13 protein-coding genes are annotated in these 16,378 nt (G+C 63.2%); 7 read left to right on the top strand and 6 right to left on the bottom strand.

Features of this window, described 5'->3' with window-relative positions; all coding sequences use genetic code 11:
• Positions 1–48: 48 nt before the first annotated feature.
• Both Q0319_RS07050 and pepN read right to left on the bottom strand, forming a co-directional pair.
• On the bottom strand, positions 49–1,071 hold the full coding sequence (locus Q0319_RS07050) for a class 1 fructose-bisphosphatase (RefSeq protein WP_296463405.1): 1,023 nt from the start codon (positions 1,069–1,071) through the stop codon (positions 49–51).
• Positions 1,068–3,767: an aminopeptidase N gene (gene pepN, locus Q0319_RS07055; RefSeq protein ID WP_299451543.1), complete on the bottom strand. Its 2,700-nt coding sequence runs from the start codon at positions 3,765–3,767 to the stop codon at positions 1,068–1,070. Before pepN ends, Q0319_RS07050 begins: the two co-directional genes overlap by 4 nt.
• Positions 3,768–3,909: 142 nt before the next feature.
• On the opposite strand from pepN, the gene Q0319_RS07060 reads away from it, so the two are divergent.
• Entirely contained in the window at positions 3,910–4,587 is a 678-nt protein-coding gene (locus Q0319_RS07060; RefSeq protein WP_299451545.1) for a DUF4136 domain-containing protein, read from the top strand.
• On the opposite strand, the gene Q0319_RS07065 is transcribed toward Q0319_RS07060, so the two are convergent.
• Positions 4,584–5,210, bottom strand: a complete 627-nt coding sequence (locus tag Q0319_RS07065; protein ID WP_299451547.1) for a TetR family transcriptional regulator — start codon at positions 5,208–5,210, stop codon at positions 4,584–4,586. The genes Q0319_RS07060 and Q0319_RS07065 overlap by 4 nt on opposite strands.
• A gap of 171 nt (positions 5,211–5,381) precedes the next feature.
• Between Q0319_RS07065 and Q0319_RS07070 the strand changes: the two genes are divergently transcribed.
• Positions 5,382–5,726 (top strand): DMT family protein, encoded by a 345-nt coding sequence (locus tag Q0319_RS07070; RefSeq protein ID WP_299451549.1) that lies wholly within the window; start codon positions 5,382–5,384, stop codon positions 5,724–5,726.
• Between the two features lie 109 nt (positions 5,727–5,835).
• On the opposite strand, the gene Q0319_RS07075 is transcribed toward Q0319_RS07070, so the two are convergent.
• The gene (locus Q0319_RS07075) at positions 5,836–6,192 is read right to left on the bottom strand and encodes an H-NS histone family protein (RefSeq protein ID WP_296470699.1); all 357 of its coding nucleotides are present in this window, start codon (positions 6,190–6,192) and stop codon (positions 5,836–5,838) included.
• A 301-nt stretch (positions 6,193–6,493) separates the two neighbouring features.
• Here Q0319_RS07075 and Q0319_RS07080 point away from each other — a divergent pair, with 301 nt between their 5' ends.
• Positions 6,494–7,036: a YaeQ family protein gene (locus Q0319_RS07080; RefSeq protein WP_296470702.1), complete on the top strand. Its 543-nt coding sequence runs from the start codon at positions 6,494–6,496 to the stop codon at positions 7,034–7,036.
• Positions 7,037–7,250: 214 nt separating this feature from the next.
• Positions 7,251–8,543 carry a class I SAM-dependent methyltransferase gene (locus Q0319_RS07085; protein ID WP_296470704.1) on the top strand — a complete coding sequence of 431 codons (1,293 nt, stop codon included), beginning with the start codon at positions 7,251–7,253 and terminating at the stop codon, positions 8,541–8,543.
• A 59-nt stretch (positions 8,544–8,602) separates the two neighbouring features.
• On the opposite strand, the gene Q0319_RS07090 is transcribed toward Q0319_RS07085, so the two are convergent.
• Entirely contained in the window at positions 8,603–9,454 is an 852-nt protein-coding gene (locus Q0319_RS07090; RefSeq protein WP_299451552.1) for a neutral zinc metallopeptidase, read from the bottom strand.
• Positions 9,455–9,957: 503 nt separating this feature from the next.
• Here Q0319_RS07090 and Q0319_RS07095 point away from each other — a divergent pair.
• The 3 genes from Q0319_RS07095 to adeC all read left to right on the top strand — a co-directional run bounded on the left by Q0319_RS07095 (position 9,958) and on the right by adeC (position 16,028).
• Entirely contained in the window at positions 9,958–11,175 is a 1,218-nt protein-coding gene (locus Q0319_RS07095; RefSeq protein ID WP_296468301.1) for an efflux RND transporter periplasmic adaptor subunit, read from the top strand.
• A 145-nt stretch (positions 11,176–11,320) separates the two neighbouring features.
• Positions 11,321–14,503: an efflux RND transporter permease subunit gene (locus tag Q0319_RS07100; protein WP_299451555.1), complete on the top strand. Its 3,183-nt coding sequence runs from the start codon at positions 11,321–11,323 to the stop codon at positions 14,501–14,503.
• A gap of 1 nt (position 14,504) precedes the next feature.
• Positions 14,505–16,028: an AdeC/AdeK/OprM family multidrug efflux complex outer membrane factor gene (gene adeC / locus Q0319_RS07105; protein ID WP_296468305.1), complete on the top strand. Its 1,524-nt coding sequence runs from the start codon at positions 14,505–14,507 to the stop codon at positions 16,026–16,028.
• A gap of 156 nt (positions 16,029–16,184) precedes the next feature.
• Here adeC and Q0319_RS07110 read toward each other — a convergent pair whose 3' ends face one another.
• Positions 16,185–16,376 carry a hypothetical protein gene (locus Q0319_RS07110; protein WP_296468307.1) on the bottom strand — a complete coding sequence of 64 codons (192 nt, stop codon included), beginning with the start codon at positions 16,374–16,376 and terminating at the stop codon, positions 16,185–16,187.
• Between the last annotated feature and the right edge of the window lie 2 nt (positions 16,377–16,378).

Here is a 16,378-nt window from a genome sequence, read left to right on the forward strand (position 1 = left end):
CCGCGCCCCTGCCATCCCTCGAGGAGGGCAGGGGTGCCGGCGAAGGCCTTACGCCTGGCTGCCCGCCTCCTGGTGGTAGCGCGACACCAGTTCCACTTCGTTCTTCGATCCCAGGATGACGCTGACCCGCTCATGCAGCGCCGAGGGCTGGATGTCCAGGATGCGCTGCAAGCCGTTAGTCGATGCGCCTCCGGCTTGTTCGACGATCATGCTCATGGGATTGGCCTCGTACATGAGCCGCAACTTGCCCGGCTTGGTGGGTTCGCGCGCGTCCCACGGATACATGAAGATGCCCCCGCGATTCAGGATCCGGTGAACGTCGGCCACCATGGATGCGATCCACCGCATGTTGAAGTCTTTGCCGCGCGGCCCGGTCTTGCCCGCCAGGCATTCCTCGACATAGCGGCGCACCGGCGGGGCCCAGTGCCGCATGTTTGACATGTTGATGGCGAATTCCTTGGTGTCGGCCGGGATGCGGATGTTCTCGTGCGTCAGCATCCAGGACCCGACTTCGCGGTCGAGCGTGAAGCCGAAGACTCCGGTGCCGACGGTCAGGACGAGCATGGTCTGCGGGCCATACACCGCGTAGCCGGCCACCACTTGGCGGGTGCCGGGCTGTAGGAAGTCTTGCTCGGTTATCTCGCGGCCTTTCGCAGATTCGGGCGCCCGCAGCACTGAAAAAATCGTGCCGATGGAGACGTTCACGTCGATGTTGCTGGAGCCGTCCAGCGGATCGAACAGCAGCAGGTATTCACCCTTCGGGTAGTGGGTGGGAATGAGGTGGACAGTCTCCATTTCTTCGGAGGCCATGGCGGCCAGCTGGCCTCCCCATTCGTTGGCCTCGAGCAGGATCTCGTTAGAGAGGACGTCGAGCTTTTTCTGCACTTCGCCCTGGACGTTTTCGCTCTCCAGGCTGCCGAGCACGCCTCCGAGCGCGCCTTTGCCGACTGCGTGGCCGATGGCTTTGCAGGCGCGGGCGATGGTCTCGATGAGCAAGCGGACTTCGGCAGGCAGGGCGGCCGGGCCGCGTTGCTGCTCGATCAGGAATTGGGTGAGCGTTTTGCGCTTCATGCGGCGATCTCCAAGGCTTTAGAAACGATTTCGGTCACATTGCGCGACAGGCCGGAGTGGTTGCGCACCTGCTCCAGGGCCTGTCGCATGGGCTCGCTGAGTTCGGGCACGTACCGGACCCACCGGTCTAGCGCGCGCGCGAGCCGGGCGGCAATTTCAGGGTTGAGGGCGTCCAGGGCGAGAACCTGCTTGGCCCAATAGCGATAGCCTGAGCCGTCGGCACGGTGGAACCCGTAAGGGTTGTTCAAGCAGAACTGGAAAATCAGCGAGCGCGCGCGGTTCGGGTTGCGCAGCGAGAAGGCGGGATGGACCATGAGGCCTTCCACGGTCTCGACCGTGGTGCCGCGGGCCGTCGCTTGCAGCGCGAACCATTTGTCCACCACCAGTGGGTCGTTCTGCCAGCGCTCGTAGAAATCTGTCAGCGCGTCGGCCGCCGAGCCCGGGGCGCCGAAGTTGACGAGGGCCGACAGCGCGGCCAGGCGATCGGTCATGTTGCTCGCCGCCCCGTATTGGCGTTCGGCCATCTGCGCCGCGCCTTCCACTTTCCCGGCCATGAGGAAGGTGAGCGCCAGGTTTTTCAGCGCGCGCTTGCCGGCGCTGATCGGATCGGGCGAGTAAGGGCCGGGTGTCTGGTTGGCGTCCACGGCGGCGCGCCAGTCGACCGCGAGCTCCCGGCCCAGCGCCGCCAGCGTGTCGTCGCGTGCGGCTGACAGGGCGACGGGGTCGACCTTGTCCATTTGCTCGGCCAGGGTTTTTTCCGAGGGAAGGGTCAGGGCGCGGGCGCGGTAGGCCGCATCGAGCCCCGGCGCGGTGAGCACGGCGCGCCAGGCCTCGACGAAGGCCTGCGGCAGCACATAGGACCTGCCTTCCCGCTTGGCATGCGTTGCCGCCAGTATGACGCGCGTGGCCAGTTGCTGGCCTGCTTCCCAGCGGGCGGAGGCGTTGCCGTCATGCTTCATCAGCAGCGCAAGCTCATCGTCGGCATAGTCGTATTCGACGATGACCGGAGCCGAGAAGTCGCGCAGCAGGGAAGGCACGGGCTTGGCGTCGATGCCTTCGAAGACCCACTGTGCGCGCTCGGTGGTCAACTCGAGCAGGGCGGTATCGCGCGCCGCCGCATCCCCGGGTTGCCTGAGCGGCAGGGCCCGGCCCTCGGCGTCGAGCAGGCCGATGGCAAAAGGAATGTGGAAAGGTTGCTTGGCCGGCGCCCCAGGCAGGCGCTCCACGCCCACGGGTTCGCAGCGCTGTTCCAGCGTGATGGTGCAGAGCCGGTTGGCTGCGTCGTGTTCGAGCGTGACCTTCACCCGCGGCGTGCCCGCCTGGCTGTACCATCGCCGGAAAACGGACAGGTCGCGTCCGGGGTGGTCCTGTACGTAGACGGACTCCATGGCGTCGACGAAGTCGTCGCACGTGACCGCTTGGCCGTCGTGGCGCCGAAAATATTCCGCCAACCCGCGCTTGAAACCGTCTGGCGTCAGCAGCGTCTGCTGCATGCGTATGACTTCCGCACCTTTTTCGTATACCGTCGCGGTGTAGAAATTGGCGATTTCCTGGTAGCTTTCCGGCCGGATGGGATGGGCCATGGGGCCGGCGTCTTCGGGGAATTGCGCGGCGCGCAGGGTCACGACGTCGTCGATGCGCTTGACGGTGCGGGCGCTGGCGGCGGCCTCGGCGTCGAGCCCCCGCGCCATCATGTCCGCGGTGAATTCCTGGTCGCGGAATACGGTCAGGCCTTCCTTCAGGCTCAACTGGAACCAGTCGCGGCAGGTGACGCGGTTGCCGGTCCAATTGTGGAAATACTCGTGGCCAATCACGGCTTCGATGTCGCGGTAGTTGGCGTCGGTAGTTGTTTCCGGATCGGCGAGCACGTACGCGGCGTTGAAGATGTTCAACCCCTTGTTCTCCATCGCGCCCATGTTGAAGTCGCGTGCGGCCACGATCATGAAACGGTCCAGGTCGAGTTCTAGCGAGAAGCGCTCTTCGTCCCAGCGCACGGCGCGTTCCAGCGATTCGAGCGCGAACTGGGTCTTGCTTTCGCTGCCGGGGTCGCTGTAGACCTGCAGCAGTACCTCGCGGCCGGAGCGGGTGCGGAGACGGGTTTCGCGCCAGGTCAGCGTTCCGGCGACGAGCGCGAACAGATAGCAGGGCTTGGGGAAGGGGTCTTCCCAGCGTGCCTCGTGCCGGCCATCCGGGAGATCCGCCTGGGCGAGGAGGTTGCCGTTGGAAAGCAGTTGCGGATAGCGCGCTTTGTTCGCCCGCAGGACGACCGTGTAGCGCGACATGACGTCCGGCCGGTCGGGGAACCACGTGATGCGCCGGAAGCCCTCCGCCTCGCACTGCGTGAAGAACACGCCGTTGGAAATGTACAGACCCATCAGGGCGGAATTCGCGCTCGGCCTGCAGCGCGATTCGATCTCGACGATGGCCTCCCCGTCCAGTCCGTCCAAGGTGAGCGTCTCCTCGCCCAAGCGATAGCGGTCCGGGCCCCAGCTCTGGCCATTCACCGTCACCGACACCAGCTCGAGGTCCACACCGTTCAGTACGAGCGGGCCTTGGCCCTTGCGGCGGACCTCGAGTTTCGAGCGGACCCGCGTGAGGTCGGGATCCAGGTCGAACTCCAGGTGCACCGATGGAATGTCGTACGGAAACGGAAGGTAACTCTCGCGTCTGATCGTGACGGGCGTATCGGTTCGCATAGTCGTGGATAAATAGTGGCGGCGCAGGGATGGGATTGTAGCGGGCGGGGCGCTGGCGCGCCCGCCCAGAACCGTTTGGCTTGCCTTCGGTCCAAGACCATAGCGGTTAAATTACGATTCTTGTTGTGGATGCGGAAGCGCCATGTCGATATTCAAATGTAATTTTTCCTCCGGCCGGAGCCCATGGGCCATGGCGGCCCGCGCGGCTCGGATTGCCGCCGTGGCGCTGCTCGCAGGTTGCGCGACGACGGTACCGGCCCGGGTCACGACTTTCCAGCAGTGGCCGGCGGATGCCGTGGGAGCGACCTGGGCGTTTGACGAATCGTCTGTACAGCGTGATAGCCTGGAGTATCGCCAGTATGCCGACATGATTCGTTCCGCCATCGGCCCCACTGGCATGGTCGAGGCAAAGCCCGGAGAGACGGCCCGTTTCAAGGTTGGCTTTTCTTACGGCGTGGAGCCCGTGCAGGTACGCATCGAGCGCCCCGCGTACGATCCCTTTTACGGACCGTGGGGGCCGTGGGGCTGGGGCGGCTTCGGCTACCGTGGGCGCGCGGGCATCGGCTGGGCCTGGGGCCCGCCGTATCCGCCTACCTGGACTTCCACCACGGTCGATGCGTCGCGTGCCACGCTGAAGGTGGAGATCCGCGACGCCAAGCAAAACGGCCAGAAAGTCTATGAGTCCACGGCCGTGAGCACGGGAGCAGGGGATGCCTTGCCCGAGATCATGCCTTACCTGGTGCGCGCGATATTCGATCGGTTTCCCGACACCAACGGCCAGGTGAGGGAAGTGAGCTACGAGGTCGAGAGGAGTCGTTAGGGGCGCTGGGTAGCTTTCAGGCCGTCGAAGAAGGCGTCGATGGCGTAGCTGCCCACTTCCTTGATGTCGAATTGGCCCGGCTCGAGCATCCAATCCATGAAGAGTCCGTGCACGAGGGAATGCAGGCCCAGCGCAGCGACCTTGGGGTCGGTCGCCTGCGGCAGCTGGCCTTGCTCGATGGCTCGCCGGAACCCTTCCTCATAGCGGGCGAGCGCGGTCTTGCGGCTCTCGACGTGTCGCCGCCGCATATCCGCCGTCTCGGCCACATATTCGCACTTGAATAGCAAGATCTCGCAGACGCGCTGCGCGCTTGCACCCTCGGACACGAGTTGCAAGGCGGTCAACGCGCAGTGGCGCAGCTGCTCCAGCGGATCGGGGGCGTTTCCGTCGCAACTGCGCTCCACGGCTTCTTCGATGGGGGTCTTGACGCGCTGGAGCATGGCGTCGAGCAGATCCGTCTTGTTCTTGAAGTGCCAATAAATCGCGCCACGGGTTACATTGGCGGCCGCCGCGATGTCTTGCAGCGAGGTATGGGATACGCCCTGTTCGCTGAAGATTTGTTCAGCGGTTTCGAGAATGCGGGTGCGGGTTTCGAGCGCTTCCTCTTTCGTCTTGCGTACCATGGCCAGGCCGAGCCGGTGGTTGCCTCATCAGCCGTGGGCCGATGGCGGCAGAGTGAATAATGAGCGGATCTGTAATAGATATGCCAGAGGTTCAGGCATGCTTATATACATGCATGAATGTATGTAAGCATACCATGTTTTGAAATTTTAGGAAATTTTGAAGAGGTGCGTATGGCGGCCCAAATATTTGGGTTCGTTGGGCTTTTGATTTTGTCCAATACCTTCATGACCTTTGCCTGGTACGGCCACCTACGCTATGCGCACGCAAGTCCTTGGTATGTGGCCTTGTTTGCCAGCTGGGGGCTTGCTTTTTTCGAATATGCAATTATGGTGCCCGCCAATCGATACGGCTTCGGATTTTTGAACGTGACGCAAATGAAAATATTACAGGAGGTCGTCACGCTTGCTGTGTTCGTGCCGTTTGCGCTGCTCTTCATGGATGAGCGCCTTCGCTTGAATCATTTATGGGCTGCGCTTTGCCTGGTAGGCGCGGTTTATTTCGCTTTCAAGAAGTAGCTTTCCAATTCGTAATGAAACTAAAGGTGGCTTTTGCGATATGGATCGCAAAAGCCACCTTTTACGACGCGGCCTACCCGAGGCCATGCTCCATATGGGTGAGCTGCGATTACTTGTTGATCAGGAATTGGTCGCGGGTGGCGCCGGCAGCTTCCGCTGCCACGAGCCAACGAGGAGGTTTACCGCGCCCGGTCCAGGTTTCCCCGGTTTCCGGATGACGGTATTTCGGCGCGACCTGTTTTGCCGGCTTCGCCGCGGCCTGCTTGCCCGCGCCTGCGCCGCGCTTGCGCCCAGGAACGCCTTTGGCCTGCGCTGCTTTGAGCTCCTCTAGAGTGATGTCGTACTCTTGCATGGAGCGCAGGATGGATGCAATGACCGGCTGGCGTTGCTTCAAGCGTACGGCCTCGGCCTTCTCCTGCAGTTTCCGGATTTGGGCTTGCAGTGCCTGGTAGGTATCTTTAGCCATTTTTGTCCATGTAGTTTGGTTTTGTCGGGTTCCGCGGAGGTATTTTCCCGCAATGACCCGCGAATTTTAGAATCGAAGCTTCGGTGTTGTGAAGCCCCAGGGTGAAAGCGGATACATCCTGAAAGGATAGAGCGCACGCGCTCGTGAAAGTTCAAGCCGTGTCATTTTTTCGATTAAGGGCTCGTGCAGCCCGGAACCGTCGTGATGACGTTTTGCACCCGCCTGGCAAAGCGGTTCGGGAGTGATATTTGTCGGGTGCCTTACGACGGAAACAGACTGCCGCGAGGCGATGAGGAAACCTATGGCTCTTCGTTCAACGATTTACAAGGCGGTCCTGCAGATTGCGGACATGGATAGGGCCTACTATGCCGAGCATTCGCTGGTCATTGCGCGTCATCCGTCGGAAACCGACGAGCGGATGATGACGCGACTCCTGGCTTTCGCGTTGAACGCCCAGGATGGCCTGACGTTTGGGCGCGGTCTTTGTATCGACGATGAACCCGATTTATGGTGCAAGGATTTGACTGGCGCAGTCCAGGCCTGGATAGAAGTAGGGTTACCCGATGAAAAATGGCTGCGCAAGGCATGCGGCCGGTCGAAGGAGGTGATGCTGTACGCCTACGGCCGGACGGCGGACAGTTGGTGGCGGAACAATGGGGATAGGCTTGCCCGGTTCGACAATTTACGCGTTTTCCGTCTCGAGCCAGCAGCCACGGTCGCGTTGGCGGCCTTGGCGGCGCGCTCCATGCAGCTTCAGTGCAACGTTCAGGACGGAGAGGTGTGGATGGGAAGCGATGCCGCCATCGTCCGGATCGTCCCGGAGATATTGCATCCGGTGATGTGAGCCGGGCCGTTGCGGCGTAGCCTTGCGCCGCTCGGGGGAATCCCTGCCCGCGCTGGATTTTGATGCTAGGATTGCCGGGCAAGCAAAGTCAAAGTGGTTGCGGATTTGGTCTACCGAAACGGCGCCGACCGGAAAGTGCTTGTCTGGACGAAGGTTGTGCGCCGGTAACGCGCGTCTGTCGCGATCGACAGGTTGTGAAACACGGAAAACCTTCATGAATGCACTTTTCTCACAGGCTGAGCGTCAACTTGCAGCATTACCCATTCCCGTTCAGTTAATACTGCCGGACGGCACCAAGTTGGGGGCCGACAATCCCAAGGTCGGCTTCCAATTCAAATCCCTGCGGTCTTTGTCTCACCTTGTGAGAGGTAAGATAGGCGCGATCGGCGAAGATTATGTCGAAGGGCGCGTCGATATTCGCGGCAGCATGCGCGACCTTATGACCGCCGCCGCGGCCTTGCTGAAAGACTCGCCCATCGATCGCTCCCGTCCCGGATTCTTCACCGAAATGGCGCGCAAGGCCGCCTCGGTGATGCGCCATACCCTCGAGCGCGACGCTCGCCAGATTGAATTCCACTACGACTTGTCCGACGAGTTTTACGGCCTGTGGCAAGACCCTCGCCGCGTCTATTCGTGTGCGTATTATCGCGATTCGAACATGACGCTGGCCCAGGCGCAGGAGGCAAAGCTGGACCATATTTGCCGGAAGCTCCGGCTGCAGAAGGGTGAGCGTTTTCTCGACATCGGGGCGGGCTGGGGCGGACTATTGCTGTGGGCCGCGGAAAATTACGGCGTGGACGCGACCGGCATCACCCTGTCAAAAAATCAGTATGCCCACGTCAACCGCCTGATCGAAGAAAAGGGCCTCAAGGATCGGGTGCGGATGCTGCTGCTCGATTACCGCAAGCTCGATGAGTCGCAGCCCTACGACAAAATCGCTTCCGTGGGGATGTTCGAGCATGTGGGCCGCGCACAGTTGACGGCCTATTTTTCCAAGATCCGGCGGCTGCTGCGTCCCGGCGGCCTCGTGATGAATCACGGCATTACCGCGGGCGGCACCTACAACGCCCAGCTCGGCAGCGGCATGGGCGAATTCATCGAGAAGTACATTTTTCCAGGCGGCGAGCTCGTCCACGTCAGCAAGGTGCTGGAGACGCTCAGCGACGGCGGGCTGGAGGCAGTCGACGTCGAAAACCTGCGTCCGCATTATGCCCGCACGCTGTGGGCCTGGAGCGACGGGCTGGAATCCAAGCTGGATGAGGCGTACAAGATTCTGTCGGGCGAGCAGGGGGCCAAGTCCGTCCGCGCGTATCGTCTCTATCTCGCGGGCTGTGCCATGGCCTTCGAGCAGGGGTGGGTGTCGCTCAACCAGGTCTTGTGCCAGCGGCAGGTCGCTTTCGACAGCACGGAGCTGGACAATCCTCCGGGGCAGGCTTATCCGTTCCGGCGCGACTATATGTACGCCGGCACCTGCGCTGCTGAAATGGCGCGAGAGCATGCTGCATGAAACACGGGCCCCGCTTGCGGGGCCCGTGCATGTCGTAGTGGCCGGCCGGTCTCCCCGCGCTAGAGCGCCGCGGCCGCAAAAGTGTCGCACTGGCGGGGATCCCCGCTTTCCAGGCCGCGCTTGAACCAGCGCACCCGCTGCTCGGAGGTGCCGTGCGTGAAAGAGTCCGGCACCACATAGCCTTGGGCTTCTTTTTGCAGCCGGTCGTCGCCGATGGCGGAGGCGGCGTTGAGCGCCTCTTCCACGTCGCCCGGCTCGAGTATCTGTCTGCTCCGGTTGGCATGGTGGGCCCAGATGCCCGCATAACAGTCCGCCTGCAGCTCCATGCGCACGGACAACCTGTTGGCTTCGGCCGTGTTCACGCTCCGCTGCTGCCGGCTAACACGTTCGGCGGTGCCGAGCAGGTTTTGGACGTGGTGTCCGATTTCGTGCGCGATCACATAGGCGCGGGCGAAGTCACCGGGGGCGTTCAGGCGCCGCTGCATTTCCCCGAAAAAGCTCATGTCCAGGTAGACCCGCGTGTCGGCGGGGCAATAAAAGGGGCCCATGGCCGACTGGCCCATGCCGCATGCCGTGCCGGTCGCGCCTGTGTAGAGCACCAGCTTGGGTTCCGCGTACCGGCTTCCCGAGGCACGGAAGAGTTCTCCCCAGGTGTCCTCCGTATCGGCCAGGACCTTCGAGACGAACTGGGCCTGCGGATCGTCCGCCGGTGGAGGACCGGCGGTCTGCTCGGCGGGCGCGCCCGGGCCGGAGGCAAGATCGAGTACGACCGCGGGATCGATGCCGAAGTACATGGCCACGAGTGCCAATATCACCGCTCCAATGCCGAGGGAGCCTCGGCCGCCGAGGCTTGGTCCGGCGCCGCGGCGGTCTTCCACGTTGCGGCTTTGTCGGCCTTTGTCCAGACGCATGGTGCTTCCTTTCTCGTACTGACGGTGCCCGGGAGCGCCGGGCGTATGTGGACTATAAACCGATCGCGTGGCGTCGCGCGGCGATCCAGTTTCCCCAGGGAAGGGGAGTTGGCACGAAGACCCGGGGAAAGTGTTGTTTATGCCGCAACACGTGCAACGCAAAGTCACGCCTCACGTAGCGTGGCGCCACAAAAATATGGGAGCATTCTCCCTTGTTTCTTCAGCCGGCCGTGGTTCGGTGCCGGCTGCCAAGGGAAAGGATCCCGATCTCGACATCCTGGGGTGGCACCGGCCGCTGGCGGCTGCCGACGTCGAAAAGTCCTCTGCTTTTTATACAAACATCCATGAATGTTTGTATAATCGTCCGCTTCATGATGTCCGCACTGTCTTCTCGTCCGCACTGGGGCTGCGCTCCGGCCGCCGGACCCGCAAGGCTTTCGTGATCCAGGGATTTCGATTACGTCCGGCCCTTCGCCGCGACGTCATATGCCTAGAGGAATGCTATGCAACGCAAAAGACGCTCCCCTTATCTGCTAGGCGCGGTATCGCTGGCGACCTTGCTCGCGTTGTCGGCTTGCAGCAAAGGAAACGGTAGCGCACAGCAGGGCGCGGGTGCGCCTCCTCCCATGGAGATCGGCACCATTACCGTCCAGCCCGCGAAAGAGGTCATCGTCAACGAGCTGCCCGGACGCGTGGAAGCCACGCGGATCGCGGAAGTGCGGGCGCGGGTTCCCGGCATCGTCCTGCAACGGGCTTTTCGAGAAGGGTCCGACGTCAAGGCCGGACAATTGCTGTTCAAGATCGACCCAGCGCCGTTCCAGGCTGACTACAACAGCGCCAAGGCGAACCTCGAGCGGGACGAAGCGAATTTGTACCAGGCGCGCATGCTCGCCGAGCGCTACGAGCCGCTGGTCAAGGCAAACGCCATCAGCAAGCAGGAATACGACAATGCCGTGGCGGCTTACAAGCAGGCGCAAGCCGCCGTGTCGGCAAGCAAGGCTGCGCTCGACCGCGCGAAGCTCAACCTCGACTATGCAACCGTCACGGCTCCCATATCGGGTCGCATCGGCCGCGCGCTGGTGACGGAAGGCGCCTTGGTCGGGCAGGGAGAAGTGACGCCGCTTGCCGTCATCCAACGCCTGGATCCCATCTACGTCAACTTTACCCAGTCCGTGACCCAGCTGATGCAACTGCGAGCGGCGTTCGACAGCGGCAAGATCAAGCAGGTCGCGCCCAATGAGGCGCGCGTCTCGCTCCTGCTCGACGACGGTTCGCAATATCCGCTAACGGGCAGGCTGCTGTTTTCTGACGTGACGGTTGACCAGAGCACGGGCCAGGTGACCCTGCGCGCGGAATTTCCCAATCCCAAGAGCGTGCTGCTGCCCGGCATGTATGTGCGGGTACGCGTCGAGCAAGGCATAGACGAGGCGGCGATTACCGTGCCGCAGCAAGCGGTGCAGCGGGGCGCCAATGGCGACGCAGCGGTCTACGTGGTGGGCGCCGACAACAAAGTCGAAACGCGGCCCATCCAGACCGGCGCCGCGGTGGGCGACCGCTGGGTCGTGACGAAGGGGCTTGCGCCCAATGACGTCGTCATCGTGGAGGGCTTCCAGAAGATTCGCCCGGGCGCGCAGGTCAAGCCCGTTCCCTGGAAGGCTGCCTCGGGCGCCCCGGCTTCGGGGGCACAGCCAGCGACGGCTCAAGGCAGTAGCAAGCCGTGATGGGTACGGCGTCCGGAGCAATGTGGGCCCCGGGCGAGCGGGCCGGTGAGCTCCGTCCCCGTCGGGGCGGGGCGTGTCTTGCGCCATTGATGTCGAGCCGGGTCCAGCCGGGCCGCCAGAAGCTTCTCTAAGAGAGTCACCAGACATGTCGCAATTTTTTATTAACAGGCCGATTTTTGCCTGGGTGGTCGCGCTGTTCATCATCCTGGCGGGCGTCCTGGCCATTCCGAATCTGCCCGTGTCGCAGTACCCGGCGGTGGCGCCTCCGGTCATCACCGTCTCGGCGACCTATCCCGGCGCGTCCGCGGAAACGATCTCTCAGTCCATCACCGCACTGATCGAGGACGAGCTCAACGGTGCCCCGGGCATGTTGTATTTCGAGTCGCAGAGCAATTACGGCCGCGCCGAGATCGACATTACCTTCGCGCCGGGCACCAACCCGGACTTGGCGGCGGTGGAAGTCCAGAACCGCGTCAAGCGCGTGGAGTCGCGCTTGCCCCAGACCGTGCTGCAGCAGGGCCTGCGGATCGAGAAGGCCAGCACCAACTTCCTGCTGGTGGTGACGCTTTCGTCCGAGAGCGGCCAGACCGACGCCGTCGGGCTGGGCGACTACCTGACACGCAACGTGCTCAGCGAGATCCGCCGCATCCCCGGCGTGGGCCGCGCACAGCTGTTCGCGTCGCAGCGCGCCATGCGGGTGTGGATCGACCCGGCCAAGCTGGTGGGGTACAAGCTCTCTGCGGCCGACGTGAATGCGGCGATCGCGGGCCAGAACGTGCAATTGCCCGCGGGCGCGATCGGCGACCAGCCCAACTTGCCCAACCAGCAGATCAACGCGTCGATTACCGTGCGCGGGCAGCTTGCCACGCCCGAAGAGTTTGGCAACATCATCCTGCGCGCGAACCCGGACGGCTCGACCGTGCGCCTGCGGGACGTCGCTCGTATCGAGGTCGGTGCCGAGACCTACATGTTCTCCTCGCGCCTGAATGGCAAGCCGACGGCAGCCGTCGCGGTGCAGCTTGCGCCCGGCGCCAACGCGCTGTCGGCGGCCGAGGGCGTCAGGAACAAGATGGAGGAGCTCGCGGCCTATTTCCCGCCCGATTACAAGTACGACATCCCGTACGACACCTCGCCTTTCGTGAAGGCGTCGATCGAGAAGGTGCTCCACACCCTGGTCGAAGCCATGGTGCTGGTGTTCCTGGTGATGTTCCTGTTCCTGCAGAATTTCCGCTACACGTTGATTCCATCCATCGTGGTGCCGATTGCCCTGATGGGGTCGTTCGCGTGCATGTACGCCGCGGGATTCTCTATCAACGTGCTGACCATGTTCGGCATGGTGCTCGTGATCGGTATCCTGGTGGACGACGCCATCGTGGTGGTGGAGAACGTGGAGCGGATCATGGTCGAGGAAGGCCTGCCGCCTAAGGAAGCCACCATCAAGGCCATGGGGCAGATCAGCGGGGCCATCATCGGCATTACCCTGGTGCTGACGGCGGTGTTCCTGCCCCTGGCTTTCATGAGCGGATCGGTAGGCGTGATTTACCGCCAGTTCTCCCTGGCCATGGCAACGTCGATCCTGTTCTCAGGCTTCCTGGCATTGTCTCTGACGCCTGCCCTGTGCGCGACGCTGCTCAAGCCCATCCCCAAAGGGGCCCATCTCGAGAAGAAGGGCTTCTTCGGATGGTTCAACCGCAGCTTCAACCGCACCGCGGATGCCTACCAGAACTGGGTCGGGCGCATCCTGGGCAGGACCGGACGCTACATGCTCCTTTATGTGGCCATCCTGGCGGTACTGGCCTATACCTTCGTGCGCCTGCCGTCTTCGTTCCTCCCGGCCGAAGACCAGGGTTACGTGATCACTGATGTCCAGACGCCGCCGGGTGCCTCGTCCAACCGCACGCTCGCGGCCGTCGAGGCCATGGAGGAGCATTACCGCTCGCGTCCGTCGGTGAAGTCCATCATCACCATCATGGGCTTTAGCTTCTCCGGCATGGGCCAGAACGCCGCGCTGTCGTTCGCCACGCTCAAGGACTGGTCCGAGCGCGGCCCGGATGAGTCGGCCCAAGCCGAGGCCTCGCGCGCCAACGGATCCTTCTTCGCCCGGATCAAGGACGCTATGGTGTTCTCGATCGTGCCGCCCGCCATTCCCGAACTCGGCAACGCGACCGGCTTCACCTTCCGCCTGCAAGACCGCGGCGGCCTCGGCCACAACGCGCTGCGGGATGCCCGCGACCAGTTGCTGGCAGCGGTGGCCCAGAGCCCGGTGATCGCGTACGCACGCGTCGAAGGCCTGGAAGATGCGCCGCAACTGCGGCTGTTGATTGACCGGGACAAGGCGAATGCCCTGGGCGTGTCGTTCGAGTCCATTCGGTCCGCGTTGTCCACCTCGGTCGGCTCGGCCGTGATCAACGATTTCATCAACGCGGGCCGGGTGCAGCGGGTGGTCGTCCAAGCCGAGGCCGAAAGCCGGATGACCCCTGACGACTTGCTGCGCCTTTATGCCGCCAATTCGAGAGGGGAGCTGGTGCCGTTCTCCGCATTCGCCACCTCAGAGTGGGACAAGGGGCCGGTACAGGTCATCCGCTACAACGGGTATCCCGCGTACAAGATCTCGGGTGACGCCAAGCCAGGCTTCAGCACCGGGGATGCCATGGCCGAGATGGAGCGGTTGGTGCGCGATTTGCCCCCGGGCATCGGTTACGAGTGGACCGGGCAGTCGCTGCAAGAGCGGGTGTCGGGCGCGCAAGTGCCCATCCTGCTGACCTTGTCGCTGTTGGTGGTCTTCCTCGTGCTCGCGGCGCTTTACGAGAGCTGGTCGATTCCGTTCTCGGTGATCCTCGTGGTTCCGCTCGGGATCCTCGGGGCTGTGCTGGCCGTCACCCTGGTTGGCATGCCCAACGACGTGTTCTTCAAGGTGGGGCTGATCACCATCATCGGCCTGTCGGCCAAGAACGCGATTCTGATCGTGGAGTTCGCCAAGGACCTCTACGCCCAGGGCAAGGGGCTGGCCGAAGCCACCATCGAGGCGGCCCGGCTGCGCTTCCGTCCCATCATCATGACCTCGCTGGCGTTCATTTTGGGCGTCCTGCCGCTCGCCATCGCGACTGGGGCGAGTTCGGGCGCCCAGCGCGCCATCGGCACGGGCGTGATGGGAGGCATGATCTCCGCCACTTTGTTGGCGGTGTTCCTGGTGCCGGTGTTCTTCGTGGTAGTGCTCAAGCTGTTCAAGACCAGGCCTGAATCGCTGCACGTCATGGGTCATCATGACGATCAACCGAAGGCGGCCGATGCAGGCGCGGCGGGAGCAGTCAAGCATGAAGGAAATTGATATGAAGGGACTTTCACGCGTGCTGCGTTTGCTGCCCGGCCAGGAGGCCGGGGCGGCAGGGTCGGTCCGTGGAGCCAGCCTGCGCAGGACACTCGTGTCTGCGGCGGTCGCTGCATTGGTGGGCGGATGCTCGATGATCCCGGCCTATGAACGGCCCGCTGCGCCGGTCGCGCCGGATTTCTCCGCGCACGGAGCCCCCGCGGCGGCCGGCTCGCAGCCAGCCGCGGCTGACATTGGATGGCGGCAGTTTTTCGCAGACGAGAGGCTGCAGCGGCTGATCGAGTTGGCGCTGGAAAACAATCGCGACCTACGCGTGGCGGTGCTCAATATCGAGGCAGCGCGGGCACAGTACGGCGTGATCCGCGCAGACCAAGTGCCGGGCGTCAATGCCAATGCCGCTGGCACGCGCCAGCGCACGCCCGCGGATCTTTCGCCCTCGCGCCAGCAGACCGTGGGCAGCCAGTATCAGGTGAACCTCGGGGTGACGGCCTTCGAGCTGGACTTGTTCGGCCGCGTCAGGAGCCTGAGCGCGGCGGCCCTGGCGCAGTACTTGGCGAGCGAGGAAGCGCGGCGTGCCACGCAGATCAGCCTCGTCGCGCAGCTTGCCAATGCCTACCTGAACGAGCGTGCGAGCGACGAGCTCTATTCCCTCGCGCAGCGTACGCTCAAGACGCGCCAGGAATCGTATGAGCTGATCAAGATTCGGTATGACGCGGGAACGGCTTCGGAGCTGGAGCTGCAACAGGCGGAGTCGCTGGTGCAAAGCGCGCTCTCGGAGCTGGCGATCGCCGAGCGCAACCGGGCCCAGGCCACCAATGCGATCGTGCTCATGATTGGGCAGCCCTTGCCGGCCGATCTCCCTCCGCCCCGCCCGTTGGATGCGCAATCGCTATTGGCGGACGTACCGGTGGGCCTGACCTCGGATGTCATCGAGCGGCGTCCGGACATTCGCGCCGCCGAGCAGCAGCTGCGCGCGGCGAATGCGAACATCGGCGCCGCGCGGGCGGCCTTCTTCCCCCGCATTGCGCTGACGGGCGCGTTCGGCACGGCCAGCAGCCAGCTGTCCGGCCTGTTCGACAGTGGGTCGCTGGCATGGAGCTTCACGCCCCAGATCAGCCTGCCGCTCTTCGACGGCGGCCGCAATCGAGCCAATCTCGATTTGGCGGAGGCCCGCAAGAATATTGCGGTGGCCCAATACGAGCAGGCCATCCAGACGGCCTTCCGCGAAGTGGCTGACGCGCTCGACGCCAAGGGGGCGTTCGACCGCCAGATCCAGGCGCAGGAGCAGCTCGTGAATGCATCCCGCCGAAGCGTCGAACTGTCGGATTTGCGCTACAAGAATGGCGTGGACAGCTACCTGCAGGTGCTCGATGCCCAACGACAGCTGTTTACGGCTGAGCAAGGCTTGTTACAGGCGCGCACGCAGCGCTTGAACAATTTGGTGGCCCTGTACAAATCGCTGGGCGGCGGATGGGAAGAACATTCCGTCGTGTCGTCGAGCGCGACCAGCGCTACCGCCCAATAAGTACAAAGGGGTGCAGATCGCTGCACCCCTTTCATTTCGCTTCGAAATCTCCATGGGGGCATGGCCCGCATGGAGATTTTTTTCGCCCGGGACGACCAAAAACAAAGGGCGTCTCCCGGTAACGGGGACGCCCTCGGATGACGCGCGCCACGGTGCTCAGCCGTTGGCGTATTGAACGTTGTAGCGGCGTGCGGCGCGCTTGAGGTCGGCGATGAGGTCAAAGACCTGGACGGCGGCATTGCGCACGGCTTCGAACGGACGGGGTTGGTCGACCTCGTTGGCCAGTTCGTCGCGAATCAGTTGGCGTTCGAGGGTATCGGTCAATTTGGCGTCTTGAACGTATTTCATGG

The organism is uncultured Pigmentiphaga sp., from assembly GCF_937950555.1.
Lineage (GTDB): Bacteria > Pseudomonadota > Gammaproteobacteria > Burkholderiales > Burkholderiaceae_B > Pigmentiphaga.